A 15,893-nucleotide genomic window follows, 5' to 3' on the forward strand; every position below is an offset into this window, starting at 1 on the left:
CCAGACTTCCCGGCACACCTTTACGCGATCCTAACGGACCCGGCCGGTGACATCCGATGTCACCGGCCGGTGCGCGTCAGTTGCTCCCGGTGCGAATGGCCTCGAAAACGCCCGGATCGACCAGCGTGGAGGTGTCGCCGAGCTCGCGTCCCTCGGCGACATCGCGCAGCAGCCTGCGCATGATCTTGCCGCTGCGGGTCTTGGGCAGTTCCGGCACGATGTGGATCTCGCGTGGCCGCGCGATCGGGCTGATCTCCTTGGACACCTGCGCCTTCAGTTCGGCGACGAGCTCGGGGCCCGCCGACGCCGCGGCTTCGCCGGTGAGGATCGTGAACGCGACGATCCCCTGCCCGGTGGTCGTGTCGGTGGCGCCGACCACCGCCGCCTCGGCGACGGCTGGATGCCCGACCAGCGCGGACTCGACCTCGGCGGTGGAGATGCGGTGTCCGGAGACGTTCATGACGTCGTCGACCCGGCCGAGCACCCACAGGTCGCCGTCGGCGTCGAGCTTGGCGCCGTCGCCCGCGAAGTACCATCCCTGCTCGGCGTAGCGCTCCCAGTAGGTGGCGCGGTAGCGATCCATATCGCCCCAGATGCCGCGCAGCATCGACGGCCACGGCTTGTCCAGCACGAGGTATCCGTTGGCCTCGGTTTCGCCGAGCTGCACCGGTTTGCCCTCTTCGTCGACGACCGTCGCGGAGATGCCGGGCAGCGGGCCCATCGCGGCGCCCGGTTTGGCCGCGGTGACGCCGGGCAGCGGCGCGATCATGATGGCGCCGGTCTCGGTCTGCCACCAGGTGTCGACGATCGGAGTCTTGTTCGCGCCGAAGACTTCCCGGTACCAGCGCCAGGCTTCGGGGTTGATCGGTTCGCCGACGGAGCCCAGCAGTCGCAGCGTGCTCAGATCGTGGGCGTCGGGGATCTCACGACCCCATTTCATGAAGGTGCGGATGAGGGTGGGTGCGGTGTAATAGATGGTGACGCCGTACTTCTCGATGATCTGGAAGTGGCGGTGTTCGTCGGGGGAATTGGGGGTGCCTTCGTAGACGACCTGGGTGGCGCGGTTGGCGAGGGGGCCGTAGACGATGTAGCTGTGTCCGGTGACCCAGCCGATATCGGCGGTGCACCAGTAGACGTCGTCTCCGGCTTTGTGGTCGAAGACGTTGTGGTGGGTGTAGGCGGTCTGGGTGAGGTAGCCGCCGGTGGTGTGCAGGATGCCCTTGGGCTTTCCGGTGGTGCCGGAGGTGTAGAGGATGAACAGCGGGTGCTCGGCGGGGAAGGGCTGGGCTTCGTGCGAAGGCGAAGCGGCGGCGACGGTTTCGTGCCACCACAGATCGCGACCGTCGGTCCACGGCACCTCCGTGCCGACCCGGCGCACCACGAGCACGTGCTCCACCGACGACGGCACGTCGCCCTTGGCTGCCAGCGCCTCGTCGACGGCCTCCTTGAGCGGTGCGGGCTTGCCGCGCCGCCACTGACCGTCGGTGGTGATGATCAATCGGGCCTCGGCGTCGTCGACCCGCTGGCGCAGCGCGCTCGGCGAGAATCCCGCGAACACCACCGAGTGCGTGAGTCCCAGTCGCGCGCACGCCAGCATCGACACGATCGCCTCGGGCACCATCGGCATGTAGATCGCGACGCGATCGCCTGCCTCCAGGCCGAGCTCGGTCAGGTAGTTCGCCGCTCGCGAGACCTCTTCCAGCAGTTCGCGGTAGGTGATGTCGCGCGAGTCGCCGGGTTCGCCTTCCCAGTGGATGGCGACCTGATCGCCGTGCCCGTCGATGACGTGGCGGTCGACGCAGTTGTAGGCGACATTGAGCTCGCCGTCGCCGAACCAGCGCGCGACCGGCGCGTCGGTCCAGTCGAGTACCTCGGTGAAGGGTTTGTGCCAGTGCAGCCGGTTGGCCTGTTCGGCCCAGAAGCCGTCGCGGTCGGTCTCGCCACGGTCGTAGAGCGTGGCGTCCGCGTTGGCGGCGGCGGCGAATTCCGCACTGGGCGGAAACGAGTCCTGGTGTCCTGCAGCAGTTTCGGTCACGTCGGTTCAGCCTCACATGCCTGGTGCGGTCGGGTCGGTCGCCGGGGTGCGGCCCAGCTGTCTAGACAGTAGCCAACGGACCCGCGACGGCGTGTCCCGTTGTCGTGACGATGTTTCGCGGCGGTCAATAGGGCTAGTTCATCCGATGACTTCGCCGGACAGACCGGACGGTCGCGAGCTATCGTTTTTACTCAACGGTTCAGCTGAGCGTTCCCGATATTTGTTCATATTTTTCTGCCGAGGGCGAGGGGCTCGGCAATTTTTCCTGCGTTTCCAGCGAGTAACCGTACTGATACATGTGAACTGAAAATGGCTCGGATCGCTGAAAAATCCAGCCGGAGCCGCTAACCTCCGACCGTTAGCCACGGAATTGAACCGGGAGAGAGCGTTGAGATTCATCAGAGCGACCGCGCTGGTCGCGGCGGGACTGGCGGCCACAAGCCTCGGTCTCACCGCGTGCTCGTCCGACGACAGTGCTGATTCGAGCATCGTCACCACCAATGCGGGCGAGCCGCAGAATCCGTTGGTGCCCAGCAATACCAACGAGAACATGGGCGGCCGCGTCGTCGACCGTTTGTTCGCCGGGCTGAAGTACTACGACGCCAACGGTGAGGCCCACGACGAGGTGGCCGAGAAGATCGAGACGGCTGATCGGAAGTCGTACAAGATCACCATCAAGCCGAATTGGAAGTTCACCGACGGCACCACGGTCACCGCGAAATCGTTCGTCGACGCGTGGAACTACGGCGCACTCGCCGACAACGCGCAGCTGCAGAGCTACGTGTACAGCCCGATCGCCGGGTTCGACGAGGTGAGCGCCGAGAATCCCACCGTCAAGACGATGTCGGGCTTGAAGGTTGTCGACGACCGCACCTTCACCGTCGAGTTGAAGTCGCCCTCGATCGACTTCGAGAGCGCGCTCGGCTACGCGCCGTTCTATCCGCTGCCCGATGCCGCTTTCAAGGATATGAAGGCGTTCGGTGAGAAGCCGATCGGCAACGGTCCCTACGCGTTCGGTTCCTGGGAACACAACGTCAAGATCGATCTCACGCCCAACCCGGACTATCCCGGTGGCCGTCCGGCCAAGAACAAGGGCCTCCGATTCGTGATGTACCAGTCCTACGACACCGCGTACGCGGATCTGCAGGCCGGAAATCTCGACACCCTCGACACCATTCCCGACAGCGCGATCACCACGTACGAGAGCGACCTCGGCGACCGTGCGATCACCAAGCCGACCGCGCAGAACCAGCACATCGGCATCCAGACCACCGTGCCGCATTTCGGTGGCGAGGAAGGCATTCTGCGTCGCAAGGCCATCTCGATGGCGATCAACCGCCCGCAGATCATCGACAAGATCTTCAACGGCACGCGCACGCCGTCGCGCGACTTCACCGCCGCGACCCTGCCCGGCTACGACGCGAACCTGCCGGGTGCGGAAGTGTTCGATTACAACCCCGACCAGGCCAAGAAACTGTGGGCGCAGGCTGATGCGATCTCGCCGTGGTCGGGTCAGTACCAGATCACCTACAACAGCGACGGCGGCCACCAGGCCTGGATCGAAGCTGTCGCCAACAGCGTGAAGAACACCCTCGGTATCGACGCGGTCGCCAACCCGATGCCGACGTTCAAGAACATTCGCGACGCGGTGAACGCCAAGACGATCGGTACCGCGTTCCGCTATGGCTGGCAGGGCGACTACCCCACGATGATGCAGTTCCTCGGTTCGCAGTACTACAGCTTCTCCGAGACCAACAACGTCAACTACAACAATCCCGAGGTGGACCGGCTGTTCAACGCCGCCCTCGCCGCCCCGACGCAGGCGGAGTCCTACAAGCTGATCGCGCAAGCGCAGGCGATCATGATCAAGGAGATGGCAGACATCCCAGTGTTCGACTACGTCGCCAACGCGGGCCGCTCGGACAAGGTCACCAAGGCCGAGCTCACCTGGAACGGCCTGTTCGACTTCGAGAACATCGAGAAATAGAACTCGACAGCTGGGCCGGGTCACTGCGAAGTGGCTCGGCCCCGGTCGTTTTCGGAGGAAACGATGGCTTGGTACGTAGTTCGGCGTCTGCTCCAGATGATCCCGGTATTCCTGGGCGCGACGCTGCTCATCTATGCAATGGTCTTTCTGATTCCGGGTGACCCGATCAAGGCGTTGGCCGGCGAGAAACAGCTGACGCCGGCCGCCGAGGCGGTACTGCGCGCCCGATATCACCTCGATCAGCCTTTCATCGTGCAGTATCTGCATTACTTGAAGGGGATTCTCACTTTAGATTTCGGCACCTCGTTCTCGGGCAGACCGGTCCGTGAAGAACTCGAACGCGCCTTTCCGATCACCATCAGGCTGGCGTTTCTCGCCGTGTTCATCGAGGGTTTGTTCGGCATCTTGTTCGGCATGATCGCCGGGCTGCGAAAGGGCAAACTCTTCGATTCGACCATGCTCATCGCTAGCCTGGTGATCATCGCGCTGCCGGTGTTCGTCGTCGGTTATCTCGCGCAATTCTTTCTCGGTGTTAAATGGGGGATCGCCCCGGTTACTGTCACGGGTAAAGCGAGCCTGGGCGAGTTGATCGTTCCCGCGTTCGTGCTCGGCTCGCTGTCGTTCGCCTATGTGCTGCGGCTGACCCGAAACTCGGTGGCGGAGAACAAATCCGCCGACTTCGTTCGCACGGCGACGGCCAAAGGGCTCGGGCGCCGACGCGTGGTGAGCGTGCACATTCTGCGGAATTCGATGATCCCGGTCGTCACCTTTCTCGGCGCCGATTTCGGCGCGCTGATGGCAGGCGCGATCGTCACCGAGGGCATCTTCAACATTCCCGGCGTCGGCGGCACCATGTACCAGGCGATCATCCGCGGCGAGCCGCCCACTGTGGTGTCGTTCGTGACGGTGCTGGTGGTGGTGTTCCTGATCGTCAACCTCGTGATCGACCTGCTCTACGCCGCACTGGACCCGAGGATCCGCTATGCATGACAAGCAACAGCATTTCGTGGCCCCCGCCGACGAGGTGGAGGTGCTCGCCACCGACCGCGTCCTGGACCAGGGCACCCCGACCAGCATCTGGGGCGACGCGTGGCGGCGACTGCGCCGAAACCCCGTGTTCCTGGTCTCGGTGGTGTTGATCGTGTTCGTCATGCTCGTGGTGCTGTGGCCGTCGCTGTTCACCAGCCAGGACCCGCGGTTGTGCCTGGGGGAGTTCGGCATGGACGGCCCGCGCGAGGGTCATCCGTTCGGATTCGACAAGCAGGGCTGTGACATCTATGCGCGCACCATCTACGGGGCGCGTGCGTCGGTGAGCGTCGGCATCGCATCGGCGATGCTGTTCCTGCTGGTAGGCGGCATCCTCGGCGCGCTCTCCGGTTTCTACGGTGGGCTGCTCGACACGATCGTCTCGCGCATCGCCGAGATCTTCTACGCCATTCCGATGGTGCTGGCCGCGATCGTGCTGCTGCAGCTGCTGCGGCCCGCCGGGATCATGACGGTCGTCGCGATCCTGGTGGCCTTCACCTGGCCGCAGGCCGCGCGCATCACGCGTGGCGCGGTGATCGAGGCCAAGAACAGCGAATATGTCACCGCCGCGAAGGCGCTGGGGGTGTCGCGTCTCGGCACGCTGATGAAACACGTGCTGCCCAACTCGGCGAGTCCGCTGATCGTGGTCGCCACCATCTGGCTCGGCGTCTTCATCGTCACCGAGGCGACGCTGTCCTATCTCGGCGTCGGTCTGCCGCCGAGCATCGTGTCCTGGGGCGCCGATATCGACCGCGCCAAGACCGAGATCCGTACCTCGCCGATCCTGTTCTATCCGGCGACCGCGCTGGCCATCACAGTGCTGAGCTTCATCATGCTCGGCGACGCGGTGCGCGACGCGCTCGATCCGAAGGAGCGCACCCGATGAGCCTCGATAAATCCGCACCGGAGCCACTGCTCGAAATCCGGGACCTGGACGTCGGTTTCACCTCCGACGGCAAGGAGATCCCCGCCGTTCGCGGCGTGAGCCTCACCGTCTACCCCGGGCAAACCGTCGCCATCGTCGGCGAATCCGGCTCGGGTAAGTCGACGACCGCGCACGCCATCATCAACCTGCTGCCCGGCACCGGCAAGGTCACCGGCGGTTCGATCCTGTTCGACGGCAAGGACCTGACGAAAGCGTCGGAGAAGGAGATCGTCGCCATCCGTGGCAACGGCATCGGCCTGGTTCCACAGGACCCGATGTCCAACCTGAACCCGGTGTGGAAGATCGGCTTCCAGATTCGGGAAACCCTGGTGGCCAACGGTATCGCCACCGGCGCCGCGGCCCGCGAACGCGCGGTGGAACTGCTGGCCGAGGCAGGTATGTCCGATGCCGAACGCCGCGTGAACCAGTACCCGCACGAGTTCTCCGGCGGGATGCGGCAGCGCGCGCTCATCGCGATCGGCCTGTCGTGCAGGCCGAAACTGCTGATCGCCGACGAGCCGACCTCGGCGCTCGACGTCACGGTGCAACGCCAGATCCTCGGCCATCTCGAACAGCTCACCACCGAGCTGGGGACCGCGGTGCTGCTGATCACCCACGACCTCGGCCTCGCCGCGGAACGGGCCGAGCACCTGGTGGTGATGTATCGCGGCAAGGTGGTGGAATCCGGGCCCGCACTGCAGATTCTGCGCGATCCGCAGCACGCGTACACCAAGAAGCTGGTGAACTCGGCGCCGTCGCTGGCGGCATCGCGGATGTCGTCGTCGCGGCAGCGGGCCGAAGTGCGCGCGCAGGCTGTCGAAGTAGCTGTCGCCGAGAAGGACGCCGACGCACTGCCCGACGCCGTGCTCGATGTGCGAAACCTGTCCAAGGCGTTCAAGATTCGCGGCAAGCGGCCGTGGCTGTCCACCGACTTCGTGGCCGTCGACGATGTGAGTTTCACGGTCTGTCGCGGCACCACCACCGCGATCGTCGGTGAGTCGGGATCCGGCAAGTCGACCATCGCGCAGATGGTGCTCGGCCTGCTCGAACCGACGTCGGGCACCGTGGAGTTCGACGGCAAGGACGTCGCGAAGCTCGACAGCAAGGGCGCGTTCGCCTTCCGGCGCCGGGTGCAGCCGATCTTCCAGAATCCCTACGGCTCGCTCGATCCGATGTACTCGATCTTCCGCACGATCGAGGAACCGCTACGGGTGCACAAGATCGGTACGCCCGCCGAGCGCGAAGCGGTGGTGCGTGACCTGCTCGACAAGGTGTCGCTGCCCGCGTCGGTGCTGCGGCGTTATCCCAACGAGTTGTCGGGCGGGCAACGTCAGCGGGTGGCGATCGCCCGCGCGCTGGCCCTCTCGCCTGAGATGGTGGTCTGCGACGAGGCGGTCTCGGCGCTGGACGTGCTGGTCCAGGCGCAGATCCTCACCTTGCTCAACGACCTCCAGGCCGAGCTGGGGCTGACGTATCTGTTCATCACCCACGACCTGGCGGTTGTTCGGCAGATCGCGGACAACGTGCTGGTCATGCGCGAGGGCAAGGTGGTGGAGGCGGCCACGACCGACGAGGTGTTCGCGTCTGCGCGCGAGGACTACACGCGGGCATTGCTCGAGGCGATTCCTGGTCGCGAGCTGCTCACGGGGTAAGGGTGTCAGCTGGGCTCTCGAAACCACTTCGAGAGCCCAGCTCATCGGCGTAGCGTGGATTCGTCCGAGGTGGTGCGGTGTGGATCGCGGGGTTGGAGACGCCGGTGGATCGAATCGATGCTGAACGGCTGGCCGAGCGGGAAGCGCGGCGGCGCAGGGCGGTGACCCCGGCGGCCAAGCGGCTCGCCGAGGTGCCGTGGCCGGATCGCAGCTGGCCGACGGTGCGCGGGTTGTATGTGACCGTGGGGGTCGCACTGTACGAGCGGTAACCTCCATGCCGTGACTGATCCGCTCCAGCCCCTGGTCGACCTGCCCGGCGTGCGCGAGGCCGCCGACAAGGCGCGCGACGCGCTCGCGGCCGTGCATCGGCACAAGTCGAACCGGCGTGGCTGGGCGACGACCGCCGCCGAAGCCGCCGTGCGGGCCGCCCGTTCCTCGGCGGCCATCGAAGGCGCGAGCACCGACCTGCCCGCCGACGGCCAGGTCAGTGACCCGGTGCTGGCCGGCGCGTTGCGGGTGGGCCAGGCGCTCGACGGCGACGCGCTCACCAATCTCGTCGGCACCTGGCGGCGCGCGCCCCTGCAGGCGCTGGCCCGGCTGCACCTGCTGGCCGCCGCCGACCTGGTGACCGACGAGCGGGAACTCGGTCGCCCGCGCTCGACTCCCGGCGTCGCCGAGCGGCTCGACATGCTCACGCAAACCGTCCAGTCGAGCAAGGCGCCCGCCCCGGTGATCGCGGCGATCGTGCACGGCGAGCTGCTGTCGCTGCGTCCGTTCGGCACCGGTGACGGTGTCGTCGCGCGTGCTGCCTCGCGGCTGGTCGCGGTATCCAGCGGACTCGACCCGCACAGCCTCGGCGTGCCCGAAGTGTTCTGGCTGCGCCGCCGTCAGGCCTACCTCGACGCGGCCGCCGGATTCGGCATGGGCACCGCGGAGGGCGTGGGTGGCTGGGTGCTGTTCTGTGCGGGAGCGTTGGAAGACGGAGCCCGCGAGGCGAACTCGATCGCCGACGCGGCGGCCGGCTGAACCCGGCCGTACACGTCGAAACGGGCGGCGTTGTCGATTGCTCGACCTCACCGCCCGCTAGCACGGAACACCCGGTTACCAAGCGTGCAGGGTGGGTTGTGTTCGGTGGCCTCGGCGATCATCCCAACCCCGCCGGTTCATCCCCGCAACCTGTGCGAGGCGTTCGCCGACGTTGGCTCGAATTTCGCAGGCCCACAACTCTTTCGGCCTTGTCGCGGCGCGCTCCGCGTGGGTGCCTGGTGTCCGTGCTGGGAAGGGTGGGATGGGAGGCGAAACCTTCTCTTCCGGCTCCGTCTTGGCCTTCCGTCCTTCCGTGACTCCATTCTTACACTGTGATGGCACTCACATCAAGAGTTTCTAAGGCATTACCGAATCCCGAGGAATTCGGCGTGTCGCTCGGAGATTCGTGCTGCACAGCGGCCGGTCAGCGTCGTTTGCGGAGCAGTCGGTAGCTGATCGCGCCGGCGATGATCGCGCTCAGTCCGACGGCGGCCGTCGCGGCGACGGTGGTGGTCGACGGTGCCTGGAATCGTGACCACAGCGACACCGGGTTGGAGAACGTGAGTACCGGCCAGCCGCGGCTCGCCGCCTCCTTGCGCAGCGCGCGGTCGGGGTTCACCGCGGTCGGATGGCCCACGGCGCTCAGCATCGGCACGTCGGTCACCGAGTCGGAGTAGGCGTAGCACCGCGACAGGTCGTAGCCCTGCTCGGCGGCGAGCTTCTCGATGGCGGCGACCTTGCCCTCGCCGTAGCAGTAGAACTCGATATCGCCGGTGTACTTGCCGTCCTCGACGACCATCCGGGTCGCCTCGGTGTGCGAGGCGCCGAGCACCTCAGCTATCGGTCCGACGATCTCCTCGCCGGAGGCCGAGACGATCACCACATCGTGGCCGCGGATCTTGTGGTCGGCGATCAGATCGGCGGCCTCGGCGTAGATCAGCGGGTCGACCAGATCGTGAAGAGTCTCGGCCACAATGGTTTTCACCTGCTCCACATCCCAGCCCGCGCACATGTTGGCGAGGTTTGCCCGCATCCGTTCCATCTGGTCGTGATCTGCACCGGAAAGCAGGAACAAAAAGTGTGCGTAGCTGCTCTCCAACACGGCTCTGCGGTTGAGCAGACCCTGCGCGTAGAACGGTTTGCTGAAGACGAACGCGCTCGACTTCGCGATCACCGTTTTATCGAGATCGAAGAACGCGGCGACGCGCCCGCCCGGCACCGGGGCTCGGCCCGTTTTGCCGAGACTTGTGTCCGTAGGCGGGGTCTGGTCGCGTTCTGGCGTCACGTCAACAGAATAGGCACGACCTGCGCGCACCGCAGGATCGACTGTCCGCACCGTGGAAAAGGGTTTGCCCCGGGGACGCCGGACGGCGCGAATCGCCGAAGAATGTCGGCGAATGCTACTTGCGCCCGCAGCAGGGGGTGGGTGTAGTATTGCTGGCACCTGGACTTAGTCCAGGCGCGTTCAGCCCGACCCCCCGGGGCTGAACCCGACGGCCCCAGCCTCCTCCCCCCCGGCTGGGGCCGTCCTCTATTTCCGGGACGATCGTCAAAGTTCTCCACACCCCCGAGTTATCCACAATCGGTGTTTTCGGGGTGTTGATGAACTCCTCGCTCGGCAACGCTGAGTCGTATGAACCCAGTCCCGATGCGCGGTGGCCCGCCACAGATCGCGCCCGCTCTCGTGCTCGTGCGTGATGAACGGCTGCGCGCGGAGGTGCGTCGAGTCGCGGCGGCCGCCGAGCGCGTCACCGAGGAACGGGTGATGCCGGTCGGCAGGCACGCGTGGGCCGGGGCGGGCATGGTCATCCTCGATACCGCCGCCGCTGTTGCCGCCGCCGCGGGCGGATTCCCGAGGCGGGCGGGCGTCGTCTTGGTCACCGAGGGAGAGCCTGCCGTGCCCGACTGGCAAGCGGCGACGGCGGTGGGTGCCGAACGAGTTGTCGCGTTGCCCTCGGCGGCTGTCGCACTGGTCGAACAGTTCGCCGAACACGCCGAATCCCGCACGGGCGAAGGGATAGTCGTCGCGGTGGTCGGCGCGGGTGGGGGTGCCGGCGCATCCACGCTCGCCGCGGCGATCGCGCTGCGCGGGGCCGCCCGGCGGGTGCGTCGCGACACGGTGCTGATCGACGGTGCCCCGCTCGACGGTGGGATAGATCTGGTGCTGGGCATGGAGAACGTGCCGGGGCTGCGCTGGCCGGACCTGATCATCGAGGACGGCCGGGTGTCGGCTGCGGCGCTGCACAACGCGTTGCCTGTCGGGGCTCCCGGCTTGGCGGTGTTGTCCTGTGGCCGAGCGCGACCCGCCACCGGGGTGGGTCCCGGGCGATCACGGTCCGACTCGGTTTCCGTGGGGCACGCGTTCGTCGGACTGGCACCGGCGGCGGTCCGTGCGGTCATCGAATCAGGGAGGGACGCGGGAGATCTCGTGGTCTGCGATGTGTCGTGTGAGCGTGGCCCGGCAGCCGACGCGATGCTCGACGCCGCCGATCTGGTCGTCCTCGTCGTACCGGCCCGTCTGCGCTCCATCGCCGCGGCCGAAGTCGTCTCCGCCTATCTCGGAGAGCGAAACACCAACCGCGGCTTGGTGGTCCGTGGTCCCGCGCCCGGCGGATTGCGCGGCGCGGAAGTCGCCGAACTTCTCGGATTGCCCCTTCTCGCCGCAGTGCGCGGGCAAGCCGGCCTCGCCTCCCGCCTCGAACGCGGTGGCCTGAGCGTCCGCCGGCGCGGCCCCCTGCGCGACGCCGCCGACGCCGTCCTCGCCATGGTCGGAGCCGAGGGATGACTACCCCCGCCGGCGCCGGACGCTGCATCCCTCGTGCGGCCCCTCGGATGGACGGAGCCGACGCGACATGACCTCCTTTGTGACCGTCGACCTCCTCGAACGCGTCCGTGAGCGCCTCGCCGAGCATCCGGGCGTCCCAGATGCCGCGCAGCTGGCGGCCGCGATCCGTACGGAGGCGGGCGGCGTGCTCGCCGACACCGATCTGCTCCGGGCCCTGCGCCTGTTGCAGACCGAGATGACCGGTGCGGGGCTGCTGGAGCCGTTGCTGCACGATCCCCGGGTCGCCGATGTACTCGTCACCGGGCCGGATGCGGTGTGGGTCGACCGTGGCCGCGGCCTGGAGTTGACCGATGTCCGCTTCGCCGACGAAGCCGCTGTTCGCCGCCTCGCCCAGCGCTTGGCCTTGGCCGCGGGCCGCCGCCTCGACGACGCTCAACCCTGGGTCGACGGCAAACTCGCCGGAACCGAAGCCACGCTCGGCGATGCGTTCGGCGTTCGACTCCACGCGGTACTGGCCCCCGTCGCCCACGACGGCACATGCCTGTCCCTTCGCATCCTCCGCCCGGCGACCCAGGGCCTCGACGCGCTGGCGGCCGCCGGTTCGATTCCCCCGGACGCCCGCCGTCTGCTCGGTGACATCGTCCGCGCCCGCCTCGCGTTCCTGGTTGTCGGAGGTACCGGAGCGGGAAAGACTACTTTGCTCTCAGCCCTGCTCGCCGCCGTCGACCCTGCCGAACGAATCGTCTGCGTGGAGGACGCCGCCGAGCTCGCTCCGGTCCATCCGCATGTTGTTCGCCTCGTTGCCAGGACGGCCAATGTTGAGGGGGTAGGAGCTGTTACGGTGCGCGACTTGGTCCGTCAGGCCTTGCGGATGCGCCCGGATCGCATTGTCGTCGGGGAGGTCCGTGGTGCCGAAGTCGTCGATCTCTTGACGGCCCTCAACACCGGCCACGACGGCGGTGCGGGGACCGTCCACGCCAACTCGCCCCAGGAAGTTCCCGCGCGCCTGGAGGCACTGGCCGCGCTAGGTGGGATGGACCGGGCGGCCCTGCACAGCCAGCTCGCTGCCGCCGTCCAGGTGGTCCTGCACGTTCGACGCCGCTCCGACGGAACCCGTACCCTCCACGAAATCGGTGTCCTGCACCGTGATGTCGAGGGAGTTCACATCACCCCGGCCTGGCGGTCGGACAAGCATCCGACTCCCGCGGCCGGTGAACTGCACCGACTACTCGAGGTGCGTCTCGGATGAGTAACCCGGTCGCGTATGCGGTGGTGGCTGTGCGGGATTCGTGTCGTCACGCGCGAATTCCATGGGCGGGCAAGTGGCTTCACAGGTCTAGATGCCATTCCGGGCGACGGCCGGTGGTCGACGATGCGGAGCGGCGATCGCTGCGGGTGGAGCTCGGAGCCGCCGCCGAGAGTGTCGAACGAGATGCGGGTTTCGGTGTGGAGGAGGCGGGCTCATGGGTAGTGCGTTGCTCTGTTGCGCGATCGCGGTGCTGGTGCTGCCCGTGGCAGGCGGTCAACGGCGATTCACCCGGCTGTTCGCCCCGAACGGGGGCAGTGCGCGAAAACGCGTGCCTGTGGAGTGGTGTGCAGGAATCGCGCTGGGGTGCGCGGCATTCCTGTTCGGACCCGGCGTCGGGTTGGCCGCTCTCATGCTGGGAACCACGGTGGCGGTCCGGCAACGGCGTGGTCGAGGTGACCGCGAACGGCGACGCGAATGTGGCTACCTCCTGGCCGGCCTCGAAGCTGTGGTCGGGGAGCTCCGCGTCGGCGCCCACCCGAGCGCGGCGGCCGAGTCCGCCGCAGGCGAGTCGCGCGGCGAAGCGGCGCGCGTACTGGCGATCAGTGCCGGCCGCAGCCGCCTCGGTGGGTCCGGAGCCGACGGTTGGGTCCAGCCGGGTTCGATTGTCGCCGAGGAACTGTCGCGAGTCGCCGCCGCCTGGCGGGTGGCCGAAGAGCACGGCTTGGCGCTCGCGGAACTACTCGCCGCCGCCAGGTCCGACCTACTCGGCCGCATCCGCTTCCGCGACCGCACCGAAGCCGCACTGGCCGGCGCCCGAGCTTCGGCCACCGTCCTGGCCGGCCTTCCTCTGGTAGGTATCGGCCTAGGACAACTGATGGGAGCTGCCCCGCTCACCATCCTGTTCGCTGCCCCAGCCGGGGAACTACTTCTCCCACTGGGTGCCGCCCTCGCCTGCTGTGGACTGCTGTGGACAGATGTCATCACCCGCAAGAGCACAGCCTGATCCGCACCGGACGGTGTCGAACGGACGGCGGTAGTGGACAACTCGTGTGGATGCCCTGTGGACAGATGTGTGCTGCTGCAAGAGCACAGCGTCACTCGGCGTGCGGCACCGCCGAACGGGCAGGGCGGGAGTAGTCGCCGATCCGAATTCCTGTGGACAGATGTGATCACCGAAAAGACCACGCGCACACCGCGGTGCCCCGCGTGGGGCAGTTCGAATCGGGGTGTGGATGGGTGTGGACAGAACTTCGAGGAGGGGGATTTGCTGTGCAGGGGATGGCTGGTGCTGTTCCGCCGGGGGCGTTGCTGCTCGCGGCGGTGGCGATTGTGGTGCTACCAGGGCGAGTGGCCGTCAGTCGACGGGTGCGTGCGCTCGATGCGACGACGGTCGGCGTCTCCGGGGCGACAGGTGACACCGCGAAGGTCGACCCGCTCGGGTCGGCATCCGCGTTCGATCTCCTGGCCGCGTGCCTCCGAGCAGGACTGCCGATGGCCGCGGCTGCGCGAGCCAGTGCGCCCACAGCGCCGCCGGTTCTTCGGGCGGCATTGCTCAGGGCCGCAGACCTTCTCGCGCTGGGCGCCGACGCGGCGACGGCATGGGAGCGGGCGGCCGCGGATGCGGTGGGGTCGGCGGGCGCCGATGACGTGGAGTCGCTGGCCAGGATGGCACGTCGTTCGGCGCGCTCCGGCGCCTCGCTGGCCGCGGCAGTCGGCGAACTCGCCACGCAACGCCGCGAAGCCGTGGAGGACGCTGCCGTCGCGCGCGCCGAACGCGCGGGTGTGCTGATCGGTGGCCCGCTCGGCCTGTGCTTCCTGCCCGCTTTCGTCTGCCTCGGCATCGTCCCGGTCGTTATCGGCCTCGCCGACCGCGTGCTCGGCGGCGGTGGGCTGCTGTGACCGGTTGCGACGGGGCCACCGAAACTTCACCGTGCGGATCAGCCGCGCGGTGCAACCAGAGAGGGGATCACGATGACGTTCGCGCACGCGGTATACCTGGGGGCTCACACTCGAATCACGCGTCTGCTGCTCGAGGACGACGGCATGTCCACGGCGGAGTACGCGATCGGCACCATCGCCGCGGCGGCCTTCGGGGCCGTGCTCTACGGGGTCGTCACCGGGGACAGCATCGTCAACGCGCTGACCGGCATCATCGACAAGGCACTCAACACGAGCGTGTAAACCGCCGCGACACCAGCACTCTCGGGGCCGATGCGGGTGCGGTGACGGTCGAGGCCGCCATCGCCCTCGCGGCCCTGGTGTGCGCCGTAGCCCTGTGCGTCGGCGCACTGCTCGCCGGATCCACCCAGGTCCGCTGTACCGACGCTGCCCGCGAGACCGCCCGCCTCGCTGCCCGGGGTGACACCTCGCGCGCGATCACCGCGGGCCGATCTGTCGCCCCATCGGGCGCGACCGTCGAACTCCGCACCGAAGGCGATCGGGTGGTCGCCACCGTCGCCGCGAACACCCCGCTCCTTCCCGGTCTGCGCCTTCGAGCCGAAGCGGTAGCCGTCACCGAGCCGGGAGTGGATCCGTGACGGCGATGCGCCTGTGCCGGCGAAGGGGAGCGGCTCTCGAGGTGAAACCGTGCGAATCGAAGGATCGTAGGTCGTCGTGGTCGAGGTCGAAGGCGGACGGAGGTGGGGCAACGGCGTTCGTGTGTGTGGCGTTGGCGGGGTTGATCTGCCTGACGTTGTTGGTGGGCCAGGTGGGTGTAGCGGTGGTGGCTCGGCATCGGGCGGAGGGGGCCGCTGATCTGGGCGCGCTGGCCGCAGCGGGTCTTTTGGCACAGAGCGCGGAGGCGGGATGTGGGGAGGCCGGGGAGATCGCCCGGCGGATGGGGGTTCGAGTACGGCGGTGCTCGGTCGCGCAGTGGGATGTTGTTGTAGATGTCGAGGCGAATGTGTCAGCGGGAGTGTTCGGTATGCGCACTGTGCGGGCTTCGGCACGGGCGGGTCCGGTGGAAGAGAATGAGTGACGCGCAAGTGTTATCACTGGCCGGTGGTTGTTCCGCACCGAACCAATTCGAATTAACCGGAAGTGCGTTTGCGCTATTTCATGCGCATTCTTTGATCTGGGCGAGAAAAAAATGAAAAAAACGATGTAATCGCGCCCGTGGCTCCAGTTGGCTATGTGCCAGTTAATAGAAGAGTGGTCCTTTTTATTCGGGCGCTGGGTGCTGGCCGACATATCGCTGCTGGTCAGCAGT

At 67.1% G+C, this 15,893-nt stretch carries 15 protein-coding genes; 13 read left to right on the forward strand and 2 right to left on the reverse strand.

What is annotated here, in order from left to right; genetic code table 11:
• Positions 1-76: 76 nt before the first annotated feature.
• Complete coding sequence (acs, locus tag ACFTS5_RS32585) at positions 77-2,035, reverse strand: acetate--CoA ligase (protein WP_378638748.1); 1,959 nt, start codon at positions 2,033-2,035, stop codon at positions 77-79.
• 388 nt (positions 2,036-2,423) lie between these two features.
• On the opposite strand from acs, the gene ACFTS5_RS32590 reads away from it, so the two are divergent.
• From ACFTS5_RS32590 to ACFTS5_RS32615, 6 genes are all read left to right on the forward strand, one after another.
• The gene (locus tag ACFTS5_RS32590; RefSeq protein ID WP_378638750.1) at positions 2,424-4,022 is read left to right on the forward strand and encodes an ABC transporter substrate-binding protein; all 1,599 of its coding nucleotides are present in this window, start codon (positions 2,424-2,426) and stop codon (positions 4,020-4,022) included.
• Between the two features lie 63 nt (positions 4,023-4,085).
• Positions 4,086-5,012, forward strand: coding sequence for an ABC transporter permease (locus tag ACFTS5_RS32595; protein ID WP_378638753.1), 927 nt, complete (start codon positions 4,086-4,088; stop codon positions 5,010-5,012).
• Entirely contained in the window at positions 5,005-5,934 is a 930-nt protein-coding gene (locus ACFTS5_RS32600; RefSeq protein ID WP_378638755.1) for an ABC transporter permease, read from the forward strand. The genes ACFTS5_RS32595 and ACFTS5_RS32600 overlap by 8 nt, the downstream gene beginning before the upstream one ends.
• Entirely contained in the window at positions 5,931-7,625 is a 1,695-nt protein-coding gene (locus ACFTS5_RS32605) for an ABC transporter ATP-binding protein (RefSeq protein ID WP_378638758.1), read from the forward strand. The genes ACFTS5_RS32600 and ACFTS5_RS32605 overlap by 4 nt, the downstream gene beginning before the upstream one ends.
• A 104-nt stretch (positions 7,626-7,729) precedes the next feature.
• Positions 7,730-7,894, forward strand: a complete 165-nt coding sequence (locus tag ACFTS5_RS32610; RefSeq protein ID WP_378638760.1) for a hypothetical protein — start codon at positions 7,730-7,732, stop codon at positions 7,892-7,894.
• Between the two features lie 10 nt (positions 7,895-7,904).
• The gene (locus ACFTS5_RS32615) at positions 7,905-8,651 is read left to right on the forward strand and encodes an oxidoreductase (RefSeq protein WP_378638763.1); all 747 of its coding nucleotides are present in this window, start codon (positions 7,905-7,907) and stop codon (positions 8,649-8,651) included.
• Positions 8,652-9,075: 424 nt separating this feature from the next.
• On the opposite strand, the gene ACFTS5_RS32620 is transcribed toward ACFTS5_RS32615, so the two are convergent.
• Positions 9,076-9,936 (reverse strand): HAD-IB family hydrolase, encoded by an 861-nt coding sequence (locus ACFTS5_RS32620; protein ID WP_378638765.1) that lies wholly within the window; start codon positions 9,934-9,936, stop codon positions 9,076-9,078.
• Positions 9,937-10,284: 348 nt separating this feature from the next.
• Between ACFTS5_RS32620 and ssd the strand changes: the two genes are divergently transcribed.
• The 7 genes from ssd (at position 10,285) to ACFTS5_RS32655 (ending at position 15,662) form a co-directional block, all read left to right on the forward strand.
• Positions 10,285-11,436 (forward strand): septum site-determining protein Ssd, encoded by a 1,152-nt coding sequence (gene ssd, locus ACFTS5_RS32625; RefSeq protein ID WP_378638767.1) that lies wholly within the window; start codon positions 10,285-10,287, stop codon positions 11,434-11,436.
• Between the two features lie 67 nt (positions 11,437-11,503).
• On the forward strand, positions 11,504-12,685 hold the full coding sequence (locus ACFTS5_RS32630) for a TadA family conjugal transfer-associated ATPase (RefSeq protein WP_378638771.1): 1,182 nt from the start codon (positions 11,504-11,506) through the stop codon (positions 12,683-12,685).
• Positions 12,686-12,899: 214 nt separating this feature from the next.
• A complete protein-coding gene (locus tag ACFTS5_RS32635) occupies positions 12,900-13,688 on the forward strand; it encodes a type II secretion system F family protein (protein WP_378638773.1) in 789 nt (262 codons plus the stop codon).
• Between the two features lie 275 nt (positions 13,689-13,963).
• Positions 13,964-14,584, forward strand: coding sequence for a type II secretion system F family protein (locus ACFTS5_RS32640; RefSeq protein WP_378638776.1), 621 nt, complete (start codon positions 13,964-13,966; stop codon positions 14,582-14,584).
• 72 nt (positions 14,585-14,656) lie between these two features.
• Positions 14,657-14,866, forward strand: a complete 210-nt coding sequence (locus tag ACFTS5_RS32645) for a DUF4244 domain-containing protein (RefSeq protein WP_378638779.1) — start codon at positions 14,657-14,659, stop codon at positions 14,864-14,866.
• Between the two features lie 41 nt (positions 14,867-14,907).
• The gene (locus ACFTS5_RS32650; protein WP_378638781.1) at positions 14,908-15,222 is read left to right on the forward strand and encodes a TadE family type IV pilus minor pilin; all 315 of its coding nucleotides are present in this window, start codon (positions 14,908-14,910) and stop codon (positions 15,220-15,222) included.
• Positions 15,223-15,227: 5 nt separating this feature from the next.
• Positions 15,228-15,662, forward strand: coding sequence for an Rv3654c family TadE-like protein (locus tag ACFTS5_RS32655; protein WP_378638851.1), 435 nt, complete (start codon positions 15,228-15,230; stop codon positions 15,660-15,662).
• Positions 15,663-15,893: the final 231 nt, after the last annotated feature.

The organism is Nocardia sp. NPDC056952 (genome assembly GCF_042674185.1).
Taxonomy (GTDB): domain Bacteria; phylum Actinomycetota; class Actinomycetes; order Mycobacteriales; family Mycobacteriaceae; genus Nocardia.